Here is a 21773-nt window from a genome sequence, read left to right on the forward strand (position 1 = left end):
CTGATGACAACAGCCGTTTTATTGAGGAGCGGAATGATGGGAAACTATCACGTTCCGTTTTGTAGAGCAGTGGAGGGGGCGACCCCTTCGCTGACTTTAATTAGTCACGAGTTTTATCGTAAACGAAAGATGCAAACGGACTAATGCCGTAAAATGCTTGAAGGATAGCGGTTTTACCTGCTTCATTCTTTCCAACTAAGCAAGTCAGATCCCCGATTTCAAATTTATTACTATCCTCAATAGACCTAAAATTTGTGATACGCGCGCTGACAAGCTTCATTTCAAAGGTTCCATTCTAAATATTAACGAGAAAAAGCTAAATCCTGACTTGACCTTCTTTATGTATAACTGCTTATTCTACTGAAATATTCCGGATAATCTTTGGTAGTGCCAAATATGTAAGGATAAGTGTAAAGAGTATTTAGAGAGAGTTGTATGAGTGAAGAGAAGCTAAACTGTCCAAAATGCGGGTCAGAGAGAATAGTAAAAAATGGCTTCATTCACAACGGCAACCAGAATCATAAAGGCCGAAACTGCAAAGCGCCAGTTTCTGCTAAACCCCCGCAATCGTCCAGTTACAGAAGAGAGTAAAAAGCTGATTGATAGTTTATTGCTAGAACGTTTGTCTATTGCGGCTATCTGTGAGTCAGCGGGATCTCGCAAACCTGGATTCAAACCTATGCTGAGGGAAAATACAGCATTATACCTCAACAAGTTACAGTTAGCCCAAAAAAAAAGGACGCTTGACAATTCAATGTGATGAGATGTGGTCGTTCGTAGGTAAGAAAAGCTTGAAGCAATGGATTTGGTTAGCAATGGATGTAGAAACAAAAGAAATTGTCGGATTGTATGTCGGTAGTCGTTCACGCAAGGCAGCAAAACGTCTATGGCTTTCTTTACCTGGGGCCAGTAGACAATGTGCTGTTGCCTATACTGACTTTTGGCAAGCATAAAGCGCAGACTTTGCCCAGTACAAGGCATAAAGCTGTTGGCAAGGAAACAGGTAAGACTAACTATATTGAGCGGTTCAACTGTACTATGCGTCAACGTATTGCTCGATTGGTTAGAAAGACGCTGTCATTTTCAAAGAAACTAGAGAATCATATTGGCGCTATTTGGCTTTTTACCCACCATTACAACGCATCCTTACATATTTAGCACTACCGAATTTATTTATTGCAAATTAGCAGGTACAGTTTTTGGTACAACCCAGTAATACAAAGTATGTTCACGAGTTGGCCCTTTGACTTGAACAACCCGCTCTGGCTTCCATTCACCCATATCAAAATCGTGGGAAACAACGCGGGTACCGGGTTTAAGTTGCTTGAATAACTGAGAACGCAGTTTAACATTAATATCCGGTAGCAAATAGAGTGTAACTACTGTAGCTTCGCGCAAATCGGTCTTAAATAGGTCTTGCTGACGAAATTGGACGCGATCAGTTACTTTTGCCGCACGAGCATTAGCATTAGCCTCGCTAATCCGTTCTGGATTGATATCTATCCCTACTCCCCGCGTACCGTATTTTTGCGCCGCCGTAACGACAATTCGTCCGTCACCACTACCCAGATCGTAGAGAACATCATTTTTTTTGACGTTGGCTAGTTGTAACATTCGAGTTACAACCTCATTAGGTGTAGGAACGTAGGGAACATCTAGTTTTGGTTCAGGTGCTTCAACTCCAGTAGAGGCAGGGGTTTCAATTGTAGTCGTCGGGCTTTGTTGAGCTTGAGCATCAAAATCTCGTTGTTGGGTACAACCAGCAAACATTAAGCTACTAGAGGCGATCACTACTAAAAAGAACTTTTGTAACTGCATAATTTCTCCTAGTTTTGGTGATGGGAAGACAATAACAATAGCGGAATACCTGCGACGACTACGGCAACGCCAAAAGCAGCCCCAATACCTGTATAAACCAGGCTAGAATAAAGCAAATAGCCGCAGATAAGACAAAACAAAAGAGGCGTAACTGGATAAAAAGGAACGCGAAAAGGGCGAAGAATTTGAGGTTCTTTAGCGCGTAAAATAAATATTGATACCCCGCTTAAAAGAAAAAAGAACCAAAAAACTGGGGCAGTATAATCTACCATTGTTGTAAAGCCTTGGCGGGTAAAACTACCCAGCAATATCAAGGTCAGAGTAATTGCGCCTTGAACGAGTAGGGCGTTTTTGGGTGTGTTAGAGCGAGATTGCCAGTGTCCCAAAAAGGAAAATAGGTGAAAATCTTGCCCCAAAGCGTAGTTAGTTCGAGCGCCAGTAAAAATATTGGCATTAGTTGCGCCCAAAGTTGCGATCGCAATTAGTACGCTAATAAATAACGCTCCAGTTGAGCCAAAGGCGCTACGCATCAAATCGGCGGCTACAGCTTCCGATTGCGCCATCGCATTTAATCCCAAGCCATGCAAGTAGGCAAAGTTGATTAATAAGTAAATGGCGGTAATAATGCCAATACTCCAGATTAGCAATCGCACCATATTCTTTTTGACGTTATGCAACTCCGCAGATATGTAAGCTGCTTCATTCCAGCCACCAAAAGAAAACAGTACAAAAACCATTGCTGAACCCCAGTTAGTTTGGGTAGTAGCTGGAGCGGCGGTTACAGGCGGTAAGGAGGGCGCAATAAAAGTAGCCCCTACTATAACTACCAATAGCAAACCCAAAACTTTAGCCACACTCAGCCAGTTTTGCGCCCATTTTCCTTGTTCGACACCGACAATATTCAAACTTGTTAACAAGATGACTGCAAAGGCGGCATAAATAGATGATGAGTAGTCACCAAGACGTAATAACTGGGAGGTGTAATCGCCAAAAACAAAAGCTACAGTAGCAATAGAGCCAGTTTGAATTACTGCCATTCGCGCCCAAGCAAACAGGAAAGCTACCCTAAAGCCAAAGGCACGCCTAAAGTAATAGTAATTGCCCCCAGCATGAGGATAGGTAGTAGCTAGTTCACCGTAGCAAAGAGCGCCGATTAAAGACATAACACCGCCCAAAAACCAGGCTAATAGCACTGCCGAATTGCTACCTAAATTGCTGGCAACTATCGACGGGGTTTGAAAAATACCCACACCGATAACTAAACCAACAATTAGCGCCAGCGCATCTTTAAGTGCGATCACACTTTTTGGGGATTCTAGAACTATAATTTGCTCATTTACCTGGCGATTAGATCGTTGTGCCATTCCACCTCTTATTGTTTAAAACTGTTATGGGATGGCGCAATTTTCTCCAATGCTGAAAACTTACGATCGCTCTTGCTTTAGTCAAATCTCCTCAGAACTTTGACTTGAAATTAGTTTGCCAAACAAATATGACGAGAAAGTGACAGCAGTTTTTACTTTAAAGTCCTGAAAAGTTGTAGCCAACTCCAATCATTACCCCTACATCAGTGTCATCATCAACAAACCCGACATTTACTCCGGCGGTGGCGGTAAATTGGGTGTTTATAGGTACATCTATACCACCCGTTAGTAATACACCTACATCGCTATCATCACCTGTAGAAATTATTGCGCCGCCACCAATATAAGGAGCGACATTAAGTCTAGTTATTTCCAAATTTTCAGTAGGAAAATCTAGAGTTACAGGCAACAAAACCGTTACATCGTCTCCAAATAAAACTGAAGGTCGTACTGACAAGTTTTGTGTGAAGCCAACTTTACTAATGATACTAAAAGAACCTTCACCTATCCCTGTTTCCCCGCCAAGACCGATGTTTCCACCCACACCAATATAACTAGAACCAGAGCGTGTAGCTCTCCCCGGATTAATGCCGTCAAAAGGTCGATTATTGCCGTCTGCTGGTGGTGTCTGAGTAGATGGTGTAGTTGGCGATATATTGTTATCCAACGGTGCTGGCTGGGTCGTTGGTGTGCTGTAAGGTACTGTGTTATCTAAGGGCGTGGTTTGTGTAGTCCCATTTTGGGGCGTAGTTGGTGATATATTGTTATCCAACGGTACTGGCTGGGTTGTTGGTGTGCTGTAAGGTTCCGTGTTATCTAGGGGCGCGGTTTGTGTAGTCCCATTTTGGGGTACAGAAAATTGAGCTATAAACTCGTACTCAGTCTGGGCATTTGTACCTGCAAAACTCGGTTGAGTTTTCTCTAAGTTCTCGGCAATTATTAAGGTATTTTCATTTGGAGATTCGGTGGTCTGAGCTTGGGCTGAAATTCCAGTTAAAAATACCGAGGCGGTAGTTATACCAATTAGCAAATAAATCTTTTTTAGGCTCATAGCGATCGCGTTTCCTTGTTGATAAGTTGACAGAAGATTGAGGGCGATAATTTCTTTGGATTTAGTCAATAATTAACTTTATTGCCAGTTAAAATCATACTAGAGATAGATGCAAGATTCCAAAAGTATTGCAGATTACTTAGCAAATAAATAATAATTTATTCCCCAAGGTCAATAAACTTTAATAGCTTATTAACCTAACAGATTAAAAGTAGTAATTATTTAACCTGTTATTTCTATAATGAGCAATAAATGTGACGACAAAGTGACAGCAACTTAAGATTTAGAACTGAGGGGCAATCGGATTTGAAAAGTAGAACCTTGCCCAAGTTTGCTAGTAACAATAATTTGCCCATTGTGAGCTTTAACAATTTGCTCGGCGATCGCAAGTCCCAAACCAAAACCACCCTTTGCCTTAGTATGTTCCTCATTCCCGCGATAAAATCGTTGAAAAATATGGGGCAAATGTGCGGCGGAAATACCTACACCACTATCGATAACTTGAATCAATCCTTGATGAGCTTGAATCGACAGTTTTAACTGTACCGTACCACCAGCATCGGTATACTTACAAGCATTATTGAGCAAATTCATTACTGCTTGAAGAATCAAATTAGCATCAGCTTTTACTTCTACTTTTTGCGCCGGTAGGTCGTTAATAAAGTTGATCTTTTGGGCTTGAAGTTTATAATCATCCAAAACATTTTCTAATAACTGCCTTAAATCTACTCTTAACAAAGCTTCTAGGGGCAATTTTCCTTCATGACGCGCCAAAAACAGTAATTGAGTTATAAGCATACTCATTGATTTAGTAGCCTCAACAATTTTTTCAAACCGTAGTCTTTGCTGAGAATCATCTCCTCCAGGAGCAAGCAACCCAACTTGAGCATTACTCAAAATTGCGGCTAAAGGAGTGCGTAACTCGTGGGAAGCATCCGCCGCGAAGCGTTGCAATTGATCGTAAGATTGGCGAATTGGCTGCATTGCTAATCCCCCCAAAAACCACCCAACAAGAGCGATCGCCCCTAAAGTTCCTAGCACTACCAAACTCAACACCAAGCGCAACTGAGTTAAGTTCTCTTGCACCGTTGTCAAGGCGATACCAACTTGAACGTAGCCGATTAATAACTTATTTTGACGCACGGGTAGCGTTACTTGGCGTACCCAATTGGTGCGATTTTTTGTAGCTTTAATTGTTTTAAATTCTAAAATTTTTTGTAACTTTTCTGGGGGAGGCGTACCAAAAAACTGTTCTAAAAATCCTTGTTCGTTGTACCACCGCGCGTAAGTTACCGCACTATCCAAAGGTTCGGGATTGTTGCCCAACAAAGGAACATTGTCTAAATTTATCTGTGTTTGATTTTTGTAAAACTGCTGCTTGACACTAGCCGCCATGATCCGGGCTTTTTTATAAAGTAAGCGATCGGTTGTCTCTAATTGGTCTACAGCCTCAATGTAATAAATTAAGGATGCAAAAATAATTACAATACTACCCATAGACAGAGTAAACCAACAAGCCAAGTTGCGACGGCTACGATTGAACATGGGGAGCTTGGAAGCGATAACCCATACCGTAAATAGTTTCTATCCAATCGGTGGCATTCAACGATTGCAGACGTTGGCGCAGTCTTTTAACTAAAGTAGTTACTGCATTACTTTCCGGCTCTGTACCCCATTTCCATAGCGCGTCTTCAATGCGATCGCGGCTCAAAACTTGTCCTGGATGACGAAAAAAATATTCGAGTAACTGAAACTCCCGCGCCGTAAGCTGGATCTTAGTTGTATCGCGCTCTACTGTAAGCGTATTTAAGTTGAGGTGCAATTGGGCAACTGTAAGAGTATCTGCTTGTAAAACTGGCGATCGCCTAGCTAAAGCTCTTACTCTGGCTAAAAGTTCAATTAAATCAGTAGGTTTGACTAAATAATCATCCGCTCCTGCATCTAAACCCGCAACTTTATCGGTAGTAGTATCTTTAGCCGTTAATATAAGTACGGGCGCAGTTTTACCTAACCTTCGATACTGACGACACAAGCTTAGACCGCTAACATTGGGTAGCATCCAGTCCAAAATCAACAAATCATATTCTTTTTGCGATAGCAGCCATTGCGCCATTTCTCCATCTTCTAATCCATCTACAATGTGTCCAGCTTGCAATAAAATTGTCTGTATTGGTTCTAACTGAGCCGGGTCATCTTCTACAAGTAAAATTCTCATGCTGGGTGACTTCTCTATTCTCAATTTTTCTATAATAGATAAGTTAAATCGATAGGTATGTCTTCCAAGAGTAAGAATTTTAATAAATTATTTATGGCTTTACCTCGTGCTTGGCTAGTTCTGCCGATTCTAGGGCTAATATTTTGGTACTGTAGCGATGTCGCCACCGAGCGCTTATTAAGCCGTCCTTACGGAACTGTAGCGCAGCTAGAAGCAGACACACAATTAGAAGTAAGCCTTGAGGTCACTATCGTTGTAGTTAAGGCAGAAATTGACAAGGAACTTGGTTTTACTACTGTTCAAGTCAGAAATACTAATCCGCTACTAACAAGCTTAGAATTTCAGTTTCCGGTGACAGAATTTGGTCAAGTAGAAGCGGCGATTTCTCAAGAATTAGGCTTATCTATTGAAGAAGTGCGAAAGCTAGTCCGCTATCGAGTCAGAAATGATTAGGAGTGTCAAAATGTAAACAGTATAGCTATTGCAACAAGCAGAGTAAAAATAAGCAATCATGACAACTTCTGAAACTAAGATCGTCCGCTCTGGTTGTGTTGCAAAAAATAGTAAGGTGAAATAATTCTACTAGAGAAAATTATTCCGCCTGCCTCTAATGAACTCTAAATCCCCCTTCAAGTGGCGGCATTATCATTCCCAAGTCATCCTACAATGTATACGCTGGTATCTTAGTTATCCGCTTTCTTACCGCCAAGTAAAAGAAATGGTGAACGAGAGGGGAATGGAAGTAGACCACACGACAATTTACCGTTGGGTACAGGAGTATAGTCCAGAAATAGACAAACGCAGCCGACTTTACCTGAAGCCAACTAATGACTCTTGGCGAGTTGATGAGACATACATTAAGGTCAAAGGGAAAGACAGGTATTTATATCGGGCAGTAGATTCACAAGGAAACACCCTAGACTTTCTGCTCACCGCGAAGCAAGACGCTCTAGCAGCAAAACGGGTTTTCCGCAAGACATTAAAAGCCCTTCATACTCAGATTCCATGAGTAATTACTGTAGACAAGAACCCCGCTTATCCAAAAGCTATCAAAGAACTCAAAGCCGCCAAAAAGTTATCGGAAGAATTGAAATTACGACAGAGTAAGTATCTTAACAATATAGTAGAACAAGACCATCGCGGCATAAAACGATTAGTCAAGCCAGGGATGGGATTTGGCTCCTTTAACACAGCACGGCGAACCATCAGAGGATATGAAATTATGAACATGATGCGAAAAGGACAAGTTGTGGGAGTTCCCAAGGGAGCCGTCAAAGAGCAGGTTCTCTTCCTCAACCACATCTTTGAAGTAGTTGCATAATCTGAACTCCTTAAAACAGGGGGTTTCTGTCCTCACCAAGTTTTTGCAACACAACCAAAATTTGTTCTAAGTGCTGGACTCCAGGTAAGCAAGCAGAATCGATGTGGTTAAATCCTCGCTCAAAATATTGTTTCAGCTGTGGAACACAATTGCGCGATCACTGTAGTCAATGTAATCAACCAATTACATCTATTAAGTTTCGCTTTTGTCCTTTTTGTGGAAATGCCTATAGAACCCATTTGACATCTAATTGGCAGCTAATCTTTTGAGCAGAAGTCTGATGAAACAAAGGTTAAGCTTGGCAGTAGCATGAGCTAAAGTTCGCTCAAAATTTTTGACTAAACTTTTACATCTTTCCATCCAAGCATTAGACCTTTGGATCACCCACCTAGGGGCGATGGGAACAAACCCAGATTTTCCCTGCTGTTGTTTTTCAGTTCTGGATAGCTTTGGCGAAAGCTCAAATCTGATTTTCTCCATAATCTGTGGATAAATTTTTTCTAATTCCCTGGTTAGTTTCTCAGGATGATAACCATGCTCAAGCAAGATAGTAATTTTGGGAATGTTGAGTGGCTTGGTTTTGAAGTAATCAATGTTCTTCTCAAGCATTTCAATCATACCCCAATCATCCGCTAAACTGGCTTTGGTACAGTGAGTAAAAAACGGAAACCCAAGAGTATCAACAGCTAAATGTCTTTTAATCCCATTGGTTGATTTGTAATGGCAAAATCCTTTGGATTCAATACTAGCACTGCAAGTGTTTTTCACCGCTTGTGAGTCGATGATAATTAGTCTTGTCCACTGCGGTTTTTTTTTGCTTGTTCTCGAACTCGACTATGTAATGCTTCCATGATTTGTTCGATGGCTCCGGACTCTCGCCACTGCAAGGAATACCAGAATACTGTTGAGTAGGGGGTAAATCTTTGGGCAGGTCACACCAATTGCAACCATTCTTGAGTTGATAGAAGATGCCATCCAGGATTTGTCTTTTTGTCCAAAGAGAAGGTCTTGTCTTCTTCTTCTTAGGCAATAAAGGTTCGATAATTTCCCACTCTTTATCGGTTAAGCTGCTTGAATATGGCATTTTTGACGCATTTTACTCTGTCCTGAAAAAGATGTCAAATGGGTTCTATAGTGCAGAAGCTTGTATTTCAGGATGAGGAGGGCAATACCATTTCTGAAACCGATAGCTCTTTGGTAGGTAAGATTATTGAGGTGCGGTTTAATTCACGACACTAAGGGAGTTACTAAACAGCCTTCTCTACCAAAAGCTTCAGACCTGGATATTTATTAGTCGCAATATGTTATAGGAGAAGTGAATTAGTGTATGCAGTTAATTCTGGATAGTACCCATCCCCCCAAACCCTGAGACTTTCGTGAATATCCACCCCCTCAATTCACCGAGAGTGAAGTCAATTATCTTTCAACGGCTCAAGTTTTCTAGGCGCATCTCAGTTAGGGTACTCAGACTGATGCTCAAGAATGATCCGTTGCGATCGCATCAGTACGCTCAATCTGATGAATAAAATCAAGTAGAATCGATGTAAATTTTTCGGGATACCACAGTCCCCATTCATGGCAACCTTCTTCTACAGTGACGAGTTTGGAGTTGGAAATCTTTGCAGTCATTTCTTGTGCGGCAGTTAACGGCGTGGTCAGGTCTTCTTTTGACCATAACAACAAACAGGGTGCTTCGATTTTTGGCAACAGATGTTTTATATCTACTTGTAACGAAAGCAATAATGCTTGAATAACGTTTCCCGTGTTGAACAAAAGGTTATGGGCGAAGGCTTGAGGAATATCAATCAATTTCAATTTCAGCTTTGGAAGAAAGAACTGGGTTGTCATTTCAACGGCTCTTCGTGGTATTGCTTCTGGGATAGACACTGATGGGATGCCTGTACTATCTACCAGAATCAAGCTTTTTACTCTTTCTGGAGCTTGAGCCGATAAAGTAATTGCAATTCCTCCTCCAAGCGAGTGTCCCACCAGATGCACTTTTTGGAGATTTAGGGTGTCCAAGAACGAAAGCAGAATTTTAGCATAGCTATCATAGTCCCGAATGAGTTTAGGATGAGACGAGCGGGCAAAACCGGGTAGGTCAGGAGCGAACACGGGATGCTGCTGTGCCAGTAGTTTCAAAGTTTCATAATAAGGTTCGGTAGAAATTCCCCAACCGTGTAGAAACACAATAGGAGTTGAATCCGACTTTGACCCACCTTGCGTATAAAAAATGCTGCAATCGTTCAAATCAACACGATAATTATCCATTTGGGATTGCAACGTCGAAATCTGATTGAACACCATATACTAATCATTCTCACCAACTATATCACTGTAACAAGTCTTTATAGTTTATGAAATTCCCTAAAGCGTTAGCCTTGTGGCGCTCTAGAGTTACTTCAGTAAACTTTTGTTACGCGCGAAAAATAAACCGGGAGTTAATGTATTTTTCCATGCCGTCAAGACTGGACAGAAGCCATCGCTGACCCAAACCAGGCTGCGGTTGGAAGGAGTGGGCGGATGAGGCAGTCAAGCGACGGTTGATGCAATATTCCCACTCCCAAGACGGCGATATCATGGTGCATTTTATCGGCGGCAGTCAAGGATTGTGGAGTTGGTTGCGCTGCTTATCGTGATCGGAGGTTGAGCGAGTTGCTAGTGGGGGAGAAGTAAAATGAGCGATGGTCGCAAAGCGAACCGTTGTAGGCATCGCATACAAACCCAAAAACCGCACATTATTCAGTTAGAGGCAGAAGTATAGACATTACGACAACAGGCTGCAAATCACGTCCAAGAGCTAAATACTTCTAATTCCCAGTCTTCTTAGCCACAATTATAGGTTAATCAGGGCTAGTGACAGAATAGAATATTGCACCAATAGTAATAGTCCAGAGTGCAAGTCCATCGGCTACCCCTGTTTTGAACAAACTGGAGCAAGAGATATAGCAATAGAATAAAATTGTTAAAAAGTATTAAGGCTCGATCTCAATGAATTTGTTTCTTCCGGCGTTCGGACTTTTCCTTTTCCTGCTAACCCTGGGGATTGCATTTTATCTAATTACAGCCCGTCGTTATCAATCATCCAACTCTGTAGCTAATTCTTACGATCAATGGACTGATGACGGTATTTTAGAGTTTTACTGGGGCGAACATATCCACTTAGGTCACTATGGTTCACCACCGCAGCAAAAAGATTTCCTTATTGCCAAATCTGATTTTGTTCATGAAATGGTGCGTTGGGGCGGTTTAGATAAATTACCCTCTAGCAGTACCGTCTTGGATGTTGGTTGTGGGATTGGAGGTAGCAGCCGCATTTTGGCACAAGATTACGGATTTGCAGTTACAGGTATTACCATTAGTCCCCAACAGGTCGAACGCGCCCAGCAGTTAACTTCTCAAGAGCAAAACGTGCAGTTTTTGGTAGATGATGCGATGGCACTTTCGTTTCCAGATGCGAGTTTTGATGTCGTTTGGTCAATTGAAGCTGGACCGCATATGCCAGACAAAGGCGTTTTTGCCACAGAGTTAATGCGGGTGCTAAAACCTGGTGGTGTATTAGTTGTAGCGGACTGGAACCAGAGAGATGATCGCCAAAAGCAACTCAATTTTTGGGAAAGACCTGTAATGCACCAACTCCTCGATCAGTGGTCTCATCCTGCGTTTTCAAGCATCGAAGGCTTTTCTGAGCTTTTGGCAGCAACGGGATTCGTTGAAGGAGAAGTAGTAACCGCAGACTGGACAGTGCAAACGCTTCCTTCTTGGCTAGACTCTATCTGGCAGGGAGTAGCTCGACCGCAGGGATTAGTACGTTTTGGTCTATCTGGTTTGATTAAATCTCTGCGAGAAGTACCGACCCTTCTATTAATGCGGTTGGCATTCGGCACAGGTCTCTGCCGATTTGGAATGTTTCGCGCTAACGCCGCTAAATCACTGCTACCTTTGACAAAGACCGTTTCATCCCAATCTGCTCCAGTAAAATAGAGTAAAGGCTTTATATCAGCTTACTAATCAAAACTGCCGAAAGTATAAATAATTGTTTTCATCCCATCTAGCAAGTATTACGGATTGTAGCAAATAATGACCCAGGTTGTAATTGTTGGTGCTGGACCTACGGGGTTAACCCTGGCAATGCTTTTAGCAAAACGAGGCATTGCAGTTAAATTGATTGAAGCCTCTCGCAACTTTCGGCGGATTTTTCGGGGAGAGGCGCTGATGCCTAGTGGTCTTGAAGCAATCTCCCAAATGGGGCTTTGGGACTTAGTAGAACAGATTCCACACCGACCCCTTGATGCTTGGGAGTTTTATATTGAAAATCGTCCCATCTTTCGGGTCAACGAACCGATGGAACTTGGAGGTAAACCCTGTACTCTAATTTCCCAGCCCGCTTTTCTTGAAAAATTGGGAGTAAAAGCAAAGCAGTGTGAGAGTTTTGAGCTTATCCAAGGCACTGCGGTTCAGGAGTTATTGTGGCAGAACGAGCGCGCGATTGGGGTCAAACTAGGCGATGGTAGAGCAATTGCGGCAGATTTAATCATTGGTGCAGATGGGCGCAACTCGATTGTGCGACAACGAGCTAATGTATCCCTTGAGCAAGAAGCCCAAAGTTTTGATATTCTCTGGTTTAAGCTGGCAGCAAGTCCGCAGTTTGCCTCAGAAAATGTGTTTTATTCGCTGTTGTGTGGTCGTCAGGGATTTGGAGTGTTCCAAGGGTCTGAGGGGAATCTTCAGGTAGGATGGTCGCTGCCGAAGGATGATCCGATTGAATGGCAGAAGATCGATTGGGCAGAGAAACTTGCCTCTGCTTCTCCTGACTGGTTAGCCGCGCATTTTCGCCAACAGGCAGACTCGATTGAGCGACCGCTGTTACTATCGATTGTCGTAGGTCGCTGTCCGCATTGGCAGAAGCCAGGCTTGCTACTCTTGGGTGACGCGGCTCATCCCATGTCACCAATCCGCGCCCAGGGAATCAATATGGCATTGCGCGATGTGGTGGTGGCAGCCAACTATCTCGTTCCACTATTGCAGTCGCAACCCGATCTTGCCGCAATTGATGCAGTTCTTCCACAAATCCAAGCGGAGCGCGAACCGGAAATTATTCAGATCCAACAGCTTCAACAAGCGGAAGTCGCTCAGGCTGAACAACTGCGAAACAATGCACTCATGAGATACGGTGTGAGTCGCCTAGCCCCCCTGATTCGGAGCCTAATTCGCCAATCATGGCTTAATAGGCAACTCCAGTTACGTCAAGGATTTGCCCATGTATATTTAACGATATGAAGAATACACTTGAACAGATGTTTGAACATAAAATTCGTGCGCTCGTTGAAGTAGTATTGCCAACAGTAAACTCAGATTGACTTACTTGTAACCTAATGCAAAACTCCAACTAACCGCAAGTCGAAGCTTTCAATGGTCGCCGAACGAACTGCCCTTGGCATCGCACTCAACCTCTTAGAAAACGCATTGCCCAGCTAAAAACTCGCGAGTTTTTAACATTGCTTGATAGCGAAGTTAGTTCTAAAGTATTTGTGACCGATATAGTGCAAAAGCTCGTATTCCAGGATGAGGAAGGAAATATCGTTTCCCAAACCGATGGTTTCTTGGTGGGCAAGATTATTGAAGTACGGTTTAATTCAGTACACTCAGGGAATTGCTAAAGGTTTTCCTCATCAACCAAAGCTTTGAAGTAGGTGCATAATCTGACCTCTTGCTACAGGGTTTCTCTGTCCTTACAAAGTTCTTGCAACACAACCGATTATCCTATTTGGCAAGCGGTTCTCATAGTAAATACAAGTCCGGTACTGCTCAATCAAACTATGCAAGCAACAATTGAACAAATCTCCCAAATTACCGTTTTTGGAGGTGTAGAACCAGAAGAATTAGCAATTTTACTACTACACACTCAGTTGCAATTCTATAGTCAGGGAGAAATTATCATGCATGAGGGCGAGTTCTTACCTGCAAAGCTATATTCTCTCCTGAGCGGCTCAATCCAAATTACTAAAACAGCATTAACAGGAAAACAAACGATTCTTCGCACCTTACCAGCCGGAGAAATTTTTGCTGCACCCGCACTGCTGGGAAATGGGATTGCTCCTGCAACCGTGACGGCTGAATGTGGTTGTCAAATTCTTTCCGTAAAGCGAGATGCTTTACTTAATGCTATTGGGCAGAATCCTGAAATTGCTCTACGGATGCTGATGGTTTTCAATTTTAGGATTCAGCAACTACATGAAACAGTCCACGGGTTGGTTTCTGAACGAGCAATTGTCCGACTAGCTCGATTTATTCAATATTTTGCAACTCAGTATGGAACTGAGCAAAGCAAACTCGGTGAGTGTTTGAAAGTCAAATTGCCTTATTATCAAATAGCTCGGAGTATCGGCATTACTTATGAAGAATGCGTGCGACTAACTAAAAGTCTTAAATCTGTAATTTCCTATAGTCGGGGTGGTAAGATTACGATTCTTGATGGCAAAGCATTGGAGGCGACTGCTAATGGTACAATAGAAGTAAATTCTTGATCTATGGTGATCGCAGATAAGAGCAAATATGATACCTAATCGTCCATCTTAACCCAGTCAAAGACTTGATACTGCTGTTATTTAAAGCATTATTAACCGTGCTGGCAGAATTGAAAGGGCAACAATTGTCAGAAAAGCTAAAGCGGTTCCAGTTTCGAGCATTGCCACAAATTGAATTTTGACGTTATGATACCCTTCTTGATTTAGGGCAATGATGCCAAATTTTAGTAGCGCTACCCCAAAGGCTAAAACTGTTACAGGAGATAACACATTAAGCCAGTAGAGGGCGAAAATAATTATAGTTGCGTAGGCAAAGCCCGCCGCAGGCATCGCATGATAAACCACTGCTGGAATTAAAGAACTTGTTTTCGGTTTCCGCAGTTTAACTGTAAAAATGGAACTAGAGAAGAAAAGCGTATTCAGCGCCCATAGTCCCATTACACTTAGGGAAATTGTGTTAGTTGTAGCAGCGTAGGCAAACTGTGTTGAAAGGCAAACAGCAGCAAAGGTAATTAGCTCATTAAAAACTGATTTTTGTTCTCTATGGAGAACAGAGAAAGCATCAACAACCAAAGCAGCGATCGCACCTGCATAAATCCACAGTAGTAGGGGATGATTGAGGTAAAGAAGAAGGGCAAGCGCGCCTGATATAACTGCATAAACCCCACCCCAAATTAAAAAACGCGGCTTCAAACTGTGGCGTTGCTTGATTTGCAATACCAAGGGATGTTCAGCTTGAAAGCCACAAAAAGCACACACTAAAGCTAGGGTTGTTTCTACTGTCCAATTTTGGGCGGCGGCTGCACCAATTAGGAAAGAAACCAACAACACTACATAAACACCATGTTCTGGGGAGAATGTCGGGCGATACCATGCCTGGGTGTTAGGTTTGGTATTGCTAGTTGTATTGACGGTTTGAGTCATCGTCAAATCCTCCTGCTCTAGAATGTTTTATTAGGCTGCGATCATGGCTTTCTCTCTTTCACGAGCATCCACAACTAAAGGTAAACAAAGAGCAGCGATCGCCTTTTGCCATTCTTGGCGAATATGCGCGTCTTCGACACCATTAAACAAGCTTACTAAGCGGGGAACAGATGCTTCTAAAGCCAGACGCGGAACGGGTTTATGCAACTCAACTAGATTGCTCAAGCTTTGCTCATTGTTGACGAATCCAATTACCCATTTTGTTGTATGATCTGGACTATCGGGAACACGCTTAACTCCCAATTCATTTTTCAGCCAGTTGTAAAAAGGTGGTAGTTCTTTGGCTAAGACGGCTCCTGCTGTGGGTAAAGTTTCCTTCAGCAAATTGGTATCTAAGCTGTCTAGCTGTTGCTTAAATTCAGGTGAATTGAGACACTCTGTTAGCGGTTTTAAGAGTATCGCTTTTAACTGAGCTTGGGGTAAATCTAAATGTTGGGCGAAAGTTGAAATTATTGATTCCATTATTCAGAAACAAATTAATTACTATCTACTTTTTCGGAAAGCGTTAACAAAAACGCCAATTTGTCTTCAGACTTTAATGAGTGGGGAGCATTGGCAGGTATAAATACGAAAACACCTGTTTCTAGGGCAATATCTTGTCCCGACAAAGTAAGTACACCCCGTCCTTCAATCACATTAACAGTGGCATTGCGAGGAGACTTATGCTCAGAAATCTCCGTGTTAGGTGCAAGACATAAGAGCGTGTGTTGACAAGCTTGATCTTTTAGCAATACTTTATTGAAAGTTCCAGTATCACGATATTCAATTTCTGATCGCAATTGGGTAACGAAAGATAGATTTGTTGTGTTTTTAGAAGTCATAGCAATTTTTAATTTTGGATTAATGACACTACTAGGCAACGGCACACAGAATGATGTAACCTAATTCGTGACGATATTTCTGGAAAACAGAGCGCATTTCTAAAACTCTTGTGCGGATAGGTTTGTGGGTCAAGACATTCCCCAAAATCCGAATTGTATCTACAATGCCTTCATCTTGAATTATTCGCCCCAAATTCAGTAAAGCCATTGAGTCAGTTTTGTGATTTTGCACTTGAAATCCGGCTGTTTCACAAGCCTGAATCCAGTTAGCTTCTGACAGGGGTGTAGAATTTACTCGGATTACTTGGGCTAGTTCAGTACGAATTTGCTCTTCTTTGTCACGAGCTAATAATTCGTGACAGAGAAATTTACCTCCGGGGTTGAGTTTACTGTGAATGCCAGCTAAAATCTTTGCTTTCCCCGGTGGGGATTGCATTGTGAGAATTGCTTCGGCTAAAACGTAATCAAACTTTCCTGGGATTGCTTCTAAATGGAAAATATCGCCTTCGATAACTTCAATTTGATTTTCATAACCAGCAGCACGAATATTGACACGCGCACGAGCTACACTATCAGAATCTTTTTCTACGCCAATGACTTTAACACCATAGCGTTTAGCAAGAGCGATCGCACTGTAGCCAAAACTCGAAGCTAATTCTAAAACTGTTTCGCCAGGCTGAAAATTAGCCCACCCAAATAATTGCTCTGTGGCTTTTCTTCCCCCAGGACGCAGATATTTTTTGCCTGCTGCTGCCAGAACTTGGTGTCCTGAAGCGGTTTGAAAGTTGAGGATAGCATCAGTCATATCAAAGCACCCTCTAAGTCGGTATACTTCCAATTTGCCAGGAATCCTCAATAAAGTCTTTGAGCTACCTCATATTGGTAACATTAAAAATGCTGTTTCAGTCACCAACTAATGACAGCAGCAACAACTGCGGTATTCGCAGAAAGCTCTGCACTGTGAAATGGCTCATTAAATACCAACATATCAGGCAAATTTCTCACCATTGCTACTATGGCTGATGCCAGGTCATTCTCAGAAAATTGTGCAGGCAATCTTTCTTTTAGTTTTTCAGAGCGAATGCAATCTAGCAAACCGCTTATCAAAATCGGGACATCCCTAGTAAAAGTGGTATAGATTAAAGCCTCATTTTCCGCCAAGGGCTTTTGCCGATACTGGTTTAAGTCACCCTATCCTAAATATCGACATTCAAGGCTGTTACCAGCACTCATCATTGTTTACCTTCACTTTAGTCAAGTTTGATACTCTGGTCTTACCGACTGCTGACACCCTCAGTCGTCCGTCCGCTCATCTCGCTCTTGTGAATACGGTAGATTGCTATAACCTCCGCACGTCCCAAAGCATCGATCCACGTTCTATTTATGGCAGGCGAAAGTGTTGGATTACGCTCTTTGATGAACTGCATAGCCCGATCTATGTCTTGCTGCTCTGTGAGGCGTTCGGCTCGACCCGTAACAATCACGCTGCGCCAATGAAGGAACCCGTGAATTTCTTCGACCTGTAGGCATACTTCTGGATTCGCGTCTATGTCATGAGTCTTCATACCTTCGGTTGTAAACAGGTAGATGTCCTTTTCTTGGAGATAATAATGCATTGGCATCACGTAGGGTTTTCCTTCGTGTATGAAACCAAGATGACCGTATCCTAATTGTTGTAGGAAGTCTTGTATTTCTTTTTGTCCCATTTCATCAATGTCTAACATAGTAATTCTCCTGTCTTAAATTTCAGTTGGCTTTGCTGATCAGACCCCTAGTCGTGGTCGAGGTCGTGTTACGAAATTTCTACTGGCTGTTTTTCAACTGCCTCTTGCACTATATCAGCAGTATGTTCGTTAATTGCAGCCTTAACTGATTCGCTTAGAGCTAGTCTGTTGGCGGTGTGGGGACTTTGGAAGGTTTGTTGGGCATCAGGTTGTTGGCAAGCAATCATCGTTTTGACGTGTTCTAGTTCATCCTCCCTAATAGCAACAAATACATCGTAGAGATTTTCAATTTTGGGACGACGTTCTTGAGGAACCCGCGTAGTTTGAAATTCATCAAATAAGTAAAGGTCGCCATCGCGGTAGTAATTAATGGCGATTTCCGGTGCTGGCAAAGTTTTAAGTTCCTCACCATGCTCTTTGATAAAGGCATCATAGGTATGGTATGCGTGTTCTTCCACCTGCTGCATAAAGTTGTAGGCATACCGGGGTGAAAGTACATATACAAAAACAACAATCCAGTAGTAAACAAAGGCTCCTGCATGAGCAACAAAGCGGTCAATCCAGTATTGATTGCCGCCAAGAGACTCAGCAATGAGCAAGTGATGTAATTCGTTCCAGGATTCGGCAAAGTGGACTTTTATCCAATCTGCCTTACGCCACCAACCCATTGTTTCATACAGATGTAGGACGGAGGTGAAAGCGAAGTAGGGGACGCGAGCAACTGTCTCTAATACATAAAATCGTGGATATAGGCGAGTACGATAAAAGGTATTCAGTAGTGCTTCTAAAATGTTAACGAGTAGTCTGATCATTTTGTTATTTCCTTAAGTTTGTTCCATTAAAATATGGCAATCTTCGCTTTTCCTTTTTAAAAGGAAGTATTTTATAAGATGCACATTTGAAACATTTCATTGAGCAGTTGATTAAGCGGGCGTTGATGAAACTGTGATGATTTTTAGGCAGTTGTTTACGAAAGAATTAGAGTTTTAAGTTTCACATTTGTCAATTTTTATTATGGAATCAGCAACGCCATTAAGCAAACACAAGTTTGGGTTCAGGAGTATATCCAAGATAGATGTGTGCCGCAGACTTCAAAACGATTTCAGAATAAAGAATTTTCTGCATATCTAAACTGGGGAAGCGACTAGCAATAGTCCGGTAAGCTTTAATTTCACCTTCAAGAGTGAAGTCAGAATGGCTCAGGTAGTGGTCATAGTCGTGAACTGCCAGAAATGCAAATCCGTAAAATGGATTGGGGTAGAAGTCTGCACCGTAGGTTTCTAGTGACACCCACAGATGTTCCTTCTCGATGTCAGCAAACAGTTCTTCTACCGTTTCATACCGCATAGAGTCTGAGGCTTGAACAGCAAAAGGAAGCGCTCGAAATTCACTCATGATTAACTCACAAAACTCGGCGCTGGTTTCTTCAGAGATTTCAGCAGGAGTTCCTTCAAGGTAGATTTTAGCGAGTTTTTCTGTTTTAGTTGCCATTTTAGTCACCTCCTGAAACCTAAGCAATGTCGAGATTATAATTAACACTGGTTGTAGTCTTGATAGGAAAGCATCTTTATTACCTTTAGTCTGACAAAAATGCATCGTTACTTTTATGAGCTAGCTCATAGAAGTAACATAAATGTGCGTCTTGTAAAATTTGGTAATGCTCCTGTGATCTAGGAGATGAAACTTGTCTGACATTCGTGTACAAGCAATCGCCAACTTCAAACTATTTGCTTCTGCTAATAACTGACTAAAAAGCAAAAGACTTGCCTTTTTTGGTTTTGTTGCAAAAAATGGTAGTGTGAAATGGTTCCACCAGAGAAATTTATTCCGTCTGCCTTTAATGAACTTATCTTCCCCGTTCAAGTGGCGACACAAGCACAATCCGAAATCATCCTGCAATGTGTGCGCTAAGATATCAGTTATCTGCTTTCAAGAACGACAAGTAGCGGAGATAGTGAACGAGTGGGGATTGGATGTACATTACACTACGATGTTTCATTAGGCACAAAAGTACGAATAGCGCTAAGTTATGGTATAAGTTTTGCATGGTAAGGACTTAAGCAAACGCGCCTGCCATTTGACCATTACCTCTATCAAATGATGCCTTGGAGTATTTTCAGCAGGCACTCGCTACGCGCGAAAAATAAACCAGGGCTGATTGGTTTGTTTATCCATGCAGTCAAAACTGGACAGAAACTTTCCTTGACTAAACCTGGCTACGGTTGGAAAGAATGGGCTGACGAGGCAATCAAGCGGCGATTGAGCGATATTCGCACTCTCATGACGGCGATATCATGGTGCATTTCGCATTGGGCAGCCAAGAATTGTGGAGTCGGTTACGGTCATTGTCATGGGCGGAGGTTGAGTGCGTTGCTTGTGGGGGAGTAATATGAGCGATAGCGCGGAGCGCAGTGCTGGAAGCGATCGCACTCACCTACTTAGAAAGCGCATTGCCCAGTTAGAGGCTGAAGTCCGAGCGCTCAGAAAACAAGTCCAAGCGCAACGTAAAAGGATTGCTCAAAAGTGTGGATATGAGTTTGTATCACTGGTTGATAGCGAAGTCAACTGTAAAGTGGTTGTGATCGACATAGTGCAAAAGCTCGTATTCCAGGATGAGGAAGGAAATGTTGTTTCCCAAACCGATGGTTCTCTTGTGGGCAAAATTATTGAGGTGAGGTTCAATTCAGTACACTAAGGAAATTGCTAAAGGTTTTCCTCATCAACCAAAGCTTTGAAGTGGTTGGATAATCTCAACCCTTACAACAGAGATTTTCTGTCCTCACAAAGTTTTTGTAACACAACCACCTTAATTCATCCTAGTAAAAGATATCAAATGGGTTCTATAGAACCCATTTGATATCTTTAGAGAGTAAGGATAGAATCAGGAAAAAATGATTTATTCCACTAGTGTTGGGATAAAAAAACAGATTCTAAAATATTGCATACACTAGATTAATTACGAAATTAACCTATGCGATAGCGCAAGCGCGCCTGTTACCGGGCTTCGCACTTCTTACAACTAAGACTACGGCATGATTGAGGTAAGGCACTAAAGCCGTTATGAGCGATCTAATTTTTATTACAGGTGCTACAGGCAACGTAGGAGCGGAAATTGTCCGCCAACTGAGCGATCGCGAGCATCGTGTCCGAGTTGCTCAAAGAAATCTCCAACGCAGCCGCAACTGGTCGCCATCTTCCAATGTTGAGTATACTGAGTTTGATTTCACCCAACCACAAACCTTTGCTCAAGCCTTTCAAGGAGTTAAAAGAGTCTTTTTGATGCGTCCGCCTGCTCTTTCTCAAGTAAAAACTTATATGTACCCTGCTATCGATAGTGCGATCGCATCTGGTGTTGAACAAATTGTTTTTTTATCGTTGCTTGGGGCGGAGAGCAACCCTATCGTACCCCACGCCAAAGTAGAAAAGTATATTCAATCGGTTGGTATACCTTACACTTTTCTGCGCGCTAGTTTCTTTATGCAAAACTTAAGCACAACGCATCGCCAAGATATTCAAGAGCGTAAGGAGATAGTTTTACCCGCAGGAAAAGGAAAGACAAGTTTTATTGATGTGCGAGATATTGCCGCCGTCGGGGTTAAAGCCTTAACAGAATCGGGTCATAGCGATCACGCTTACAGTCTGACAGGTAGTGAAGCTTTAGATTACTACCAAGTTGCAGAAGTATTTACAGAGGTACTTGGCAAGCCAATAACTTACACAAATCCATCAATTATTAAATTTGCCCTTAGTCTGTACAAACGAGGTTTAGATATCCAATTTATTGCCGTCATGATTGGTATCTACACGACGGCAAAATTAGGATTTGCAGGTAAGTTGACAACCGACACTCAAGATATTCTCCAAAGAGCGCCGATTAGTATGCGACAGTTTGTAGAAGATTATCGAGATTGTTGGGTAAAACCTACTTCATAGAACCCATTTGACATT

25 protein-coding genes and 2 pseudogenes are annotated in these 21773 nt (G+C 42.3%); 10 read left to right on the forward strand and 17 right to left on the reverse strand.

The features are described 5' to 3' along the window. Window positions 1–100: 100 nt before the first annotated feature. Window positions 101–280 carry an AAA family ATPase gene (locus C7B70_RS28885; protein ID WP_199192397.1) on the reverse strand — a complete coding sequence of 60 codons (180 nt, stop codon included), beginning with the start codon at window positions 278–280 and terminating at the stop codon, window positions 101–103. Window positions 281–435: 155 nt separating this feature from the next. Between C7B70_RS28885 and C7B70_RS28890 the strand changes: the two are divergent. After that, window positions 436–1158: pseudogene (locus C7B70_RS28890) on the forward strand (IS1 family transposase). Window positions 1159–1173: 15 nt separating this feature from the next. Here C7B70_RS28890 and C7B70_RS20210 read toward each other — a convergent pair. From C7B70_RS20210 to rppA, 5 genes are all read right to left on the reverse strand, one after another. Continuing rightward, window positions 1174–1818: a cyclopropane-fatty-acyl-phospholipid synthase family protein gene (locus tag C7B70_RS20210; protein WP_106370784.1), complete on the reverse strand. Its 645-nt coding sequence runs from the start codon at window positions 1816–1818 to the stop codon at window positions 1174–1176. Window positions 1819–1826: 8 nt separating this feature from the next. Beyond that, entirely contained in the window at window positions 1827–3182 is a 1356-nt protein-coding gene (locus C7B70_RS20215) for an APC family permease (protein WP_106370785.1), read from the reverse strand. A gap of 157 nt (window positions 3183–3339) precedes the next feature. Continuing rightward, a complete protein-coding gene (locus C7B70_RS26060; protein WP_233221014.1) occupies window positions 3340–4302 on the reverse strand; it encodes a hypothetical protein in 963 nt (320 codons plus the stop codon). A 207-nt stretch (window positions 4303–4509) separates the two neighbouring features. Continuing rightward, window positions 4510–5778 (reverse strand): cell wall metabolism sensor histidine kinase WalK, encoded by a 1269-nt coding sequence (locus tag C7B70_RS20225; protein WP_106370786.1) that lies wholly within the window; start codon window positions 5776–5778, stop codon window positions 4510–4512. Further along, window positions 5765–6448: a two-component system response regulator RppA gene (rppA, locus tag C7B70_RS20230; protein WP_106370787.1), complete on the reverse strand. Its 684-nt coding sequence runs from the start codon at window positions 6446–6448 to the stop codon at window positions 5765–5767. The genes C7B70_RS20225 and rppA overlap by 14 nt, the downstream gene beginning before the upstream one ends. A gap of 93 nt (window positions 6449–6541) precedes the next feature. On the opposite strand from rppA, the gene C7B70_RS20235 reads away from it, so the two are divergent. The 3 genes and pseudogenes from C7B70_RS20235 to C7B70_RS28895 all read left to right on the forward strand — a co-directional run bounded on the left by C7B70_RS20235 (window position 6542) and on the right by C7B70_RS28895 (window position 8038). Then, window positions 6542–6901, forward strand: coding sequence for a hypothetical protein (locus C7B70_RS20235; RefSeq protein WP_106370788.1), 360 nt, complete (start codon window positions 6542–6544; stop codon window positions 6899–6901). Window positions 6902–7058: 157 nt separating this feature from the next. After that, window positions 7059–7769, forward strand: a pseudogene (locus C7B70_RS20240) (IS6 family transposase). Between the two features lie 59 nt (window positions 7770–7828). Then, complete coding sequence (locus C7B70_RS28895) at window positions 7829–8038, forward strand: zinc ribbon domain-containing protein (protein WP_369831922.1); 210 nt, start codon at window positions 7829–7831, stop codon at window positions 8036–8038. Here the strand turns inward: C7B70_RS28895 and C7B70_RS20250 are convergent. The 3 genes from C7B70_RS20250 to C7B70_RS20260 form a co-directional block, all read right to left on the reverse strand. Then, the gene (locus C7B70_RS20250; protein ID WP_199192399.1) at window positions 8016–8537 is read right to left on the reverse strand and encodes a transposase; all 522 of its coding nucleotides are present in this window, start codon (window positions 8535–8537) and stop codon (window positions 8016–8018) included. The genes C7B70_RS28895 and C7B70_RS20250 overlap by 23 nt on opposite strands. After that, complete coding sequence (locus C7B70_RS28900; protein WP_199192400.1) at window positions 8515–8853, reverse strand: transposase; 339 nt, start codon at window positions 8851–8853, stop codon at window positions 8515–8517. The genes C7B70_RS20250 and C7B70_RS28900 overlap by 23 nt, the downstream gene beginning before the upstream one ends. Window positions 8854–9245: 392 nt before the next feature. Next, on the reverse strand, window positions 9246–9959 hold the full coding sequence (locus tag C7B70_RS20260; protein ID WP_199192401.1) for an alpha/beta fold hydrolase: 714 nt from the start codon (window positions 9957–9959) through the stop codon (window positions 9246–9248). A gap of 801 nt (window positions 9960–10760) precedes the next feature. Between C7B70_RS20260 and C7B70_RS20265 the strand changes: the two genes are divergently transcribed. The 3 genes from C7B70_RS20265 (at window position 10761) to C7B70_RS20275 (ending at window position 14296) form a co-directional block, all read left to right on the forward strand. Then, window positions 10761–11753 carry a methyltransferase domain-containing protein gene (locus C7B70_RS20265; RefSeq protein WP_106370792.1) on the forward strand — a complete coding sequence of 331 codons (993 nt, stop codon included), beginning with the start codon at window positions 10761–10763 and terminating at the stop codon, window positions 11751–11753. Between the two features lie 96 nt (window positions 11754–11849). Next, the gene (locus C7B70_RS20270; RefSeq protein WP_106370793.1) at window positions 11850–13049 is read left to right on the forward strand and encodes an FAD-dependent monooxygenase; all 1200 of its coding nucleotides are present in this window, start codon (window positions 11850–11852) and stop codon (window positions 13047–13049) included. Window positions 13050–13588: 539 nt separating this feature from the next. Further along, on the forward strand, window positions 13589–14296 hold the full coding sequence (locus tag C7B70_RS20275; RefSeq protein ID WP_106370794.1) for a Crp/Fnr family transcriptional regulator: 708 nt from the start codon (window positions 13589–13591) through the stop codon (window positions 14294–14296). Window positions 14297–14377: 81 nt separating this feature from the next. Here C7B70_RS20275 and C7B70_RS20280 read toward each other — a convergent pair whose 3' ends face one another. The 8 genes from C7B70_RS20280 to C7B70_RS20315 form a co-directional block, all read right to left on the reverse strand. Then, window positions 14378–15220, reverse strand: a complete 843-nt coding sequence (locus tag C7B70_RS20280) for a YwiC-like family protein (protein WP_106370795.1) — start codon at window positions 15218–15220, stop codon at window positions 14378–14380. Window positions 15221–15250: 30 nt separating this feature from the next. Further along, the gene (locus C7B70_RS20285; protein ID WP_106370796.1) at window positions 15251–15742 is read right to left on the reverse strand and encodes a hypothetical protein; all 492 of its coding nucleotides are present in this window, start codon (window positions 15740–15742) and stop codon (window positions 15251–15253) included. 14 nt (window positions 15743–15756) lie between these two features. Continuing rightward, a complete protein-coding gene (locus tag C7B70_RS20290; RefSeq protein ID WP_106370806.1) occupies window positions 15757–16101 on the reverse strand; it encodes a cupin domain-containing protein in 345 nt (114 codons plus the stop codon). A gap of 31 nt (window positions 16102–16132) precedes the next feature. Continuing rightward, a complete protein-coding gene (locus C7B70_RS20295) occupies window positions 16133–16906 on the reverse strand; it encodes a cyclopropane-fatty-acyl-phospholipid synthase family protein (protein ID WP_106370797.1) in 774 nt (257 codons plus the stop codon). A 101-nt stretch (window positions 16907–17007) separates the two neighbouring features. Beyond that, entirely contained in the window at window positions 17008–17262 is a 255-nt protein-coding gene (locus C7B70_RS20300; protein ID WP_199192402.1) for a hypothetical protein, read from the reverse strand. A gap of 113 nt (window positions 17263–17375) precedes the next feature. After that, complete coding sequence (locus C7B70_RS20305) at window positions 17376–17825, reverse strand: pyridoxamine 5'-phosphate oxidase family protein (RefSeq protein ID WP_106370798.1); 450 nt, start codon at window positions 17823–17825, stop codon at window positions 17376–17378. 68 nt (window positions 17826–17893) lie between these two features. Continuing rightward, window positions 17894–18637, reverse strand: coding sequence for an alternative oxidase (locus tag C7B70_RS20310; protein ID WP_106370799.1), 744 nt, complete (start codon window positions 18635–18637; stop codon window positions 17894–17896). A 220-nt stretch (window positions 18638–18857) separates the two neighbouring features. Next, window positions 18858–19316 (reverse strand): transposase, encoded by a 459-nt coding sequence (locus C7B70_RS20315; protein WP_106370807.1) that lies wholly within the window; start codon window positions 19314–19316, stop codon window positions 18858–18860. 606 nt (window positions 19317–19922) lie between these two features. On the opposite strand from C7B70_RS20315, the gene C7B70_RS20320 reads away from it, so the two are divergent. From C7B70_RS20320 to C7B70_RS20330, 3 genes are all read left to right on the forward strand, one after another. Continuing rightward, window positions 19923–20213, forward strand: coding sequence for a hypothetical protein (locus C7B70_RS20320; RefSeq protein ID WP_106370800.1), 291 nt, complete (start codon window positions 19923–19925; stop codon window positions 20211–20213). 1 nt (window position 20214) lies between these two features. Further along, window positions 20215–20520 (forward strand): hypothetical protein, encoded by a 306-nt coding sequence (locus C7B70_RS20325; RefSeq protein WP_106370801.1) that lies wholly within the window; start codon window positions 20215–20217, stop codon window positions 20518–20520. Between the two features lie 365 nt (window positions 20521–20885). Beyond that, entirely contained in the window at window positions 20886–21758 is an 873-nt protein-coding gene (locus C7B70_RS20330; protein WP_106370802.1) for an SDR family oxidoreductase, read from the forward strand. Window positions 21759–21773 lie beyond the last annotated feature (15 nt).

Origin of the sequence: Chlorogloea sp. CCALA 695 (genome assembly GCF_003003885.1) — a bacterium.
In the GTDB taxonomy this organism is placed as follows: Bacteria; Cyanobacteriota; Cyanobacteriia; order Cyanobacteriales; family Chroococcidiopsidaceae; genus Aliterella.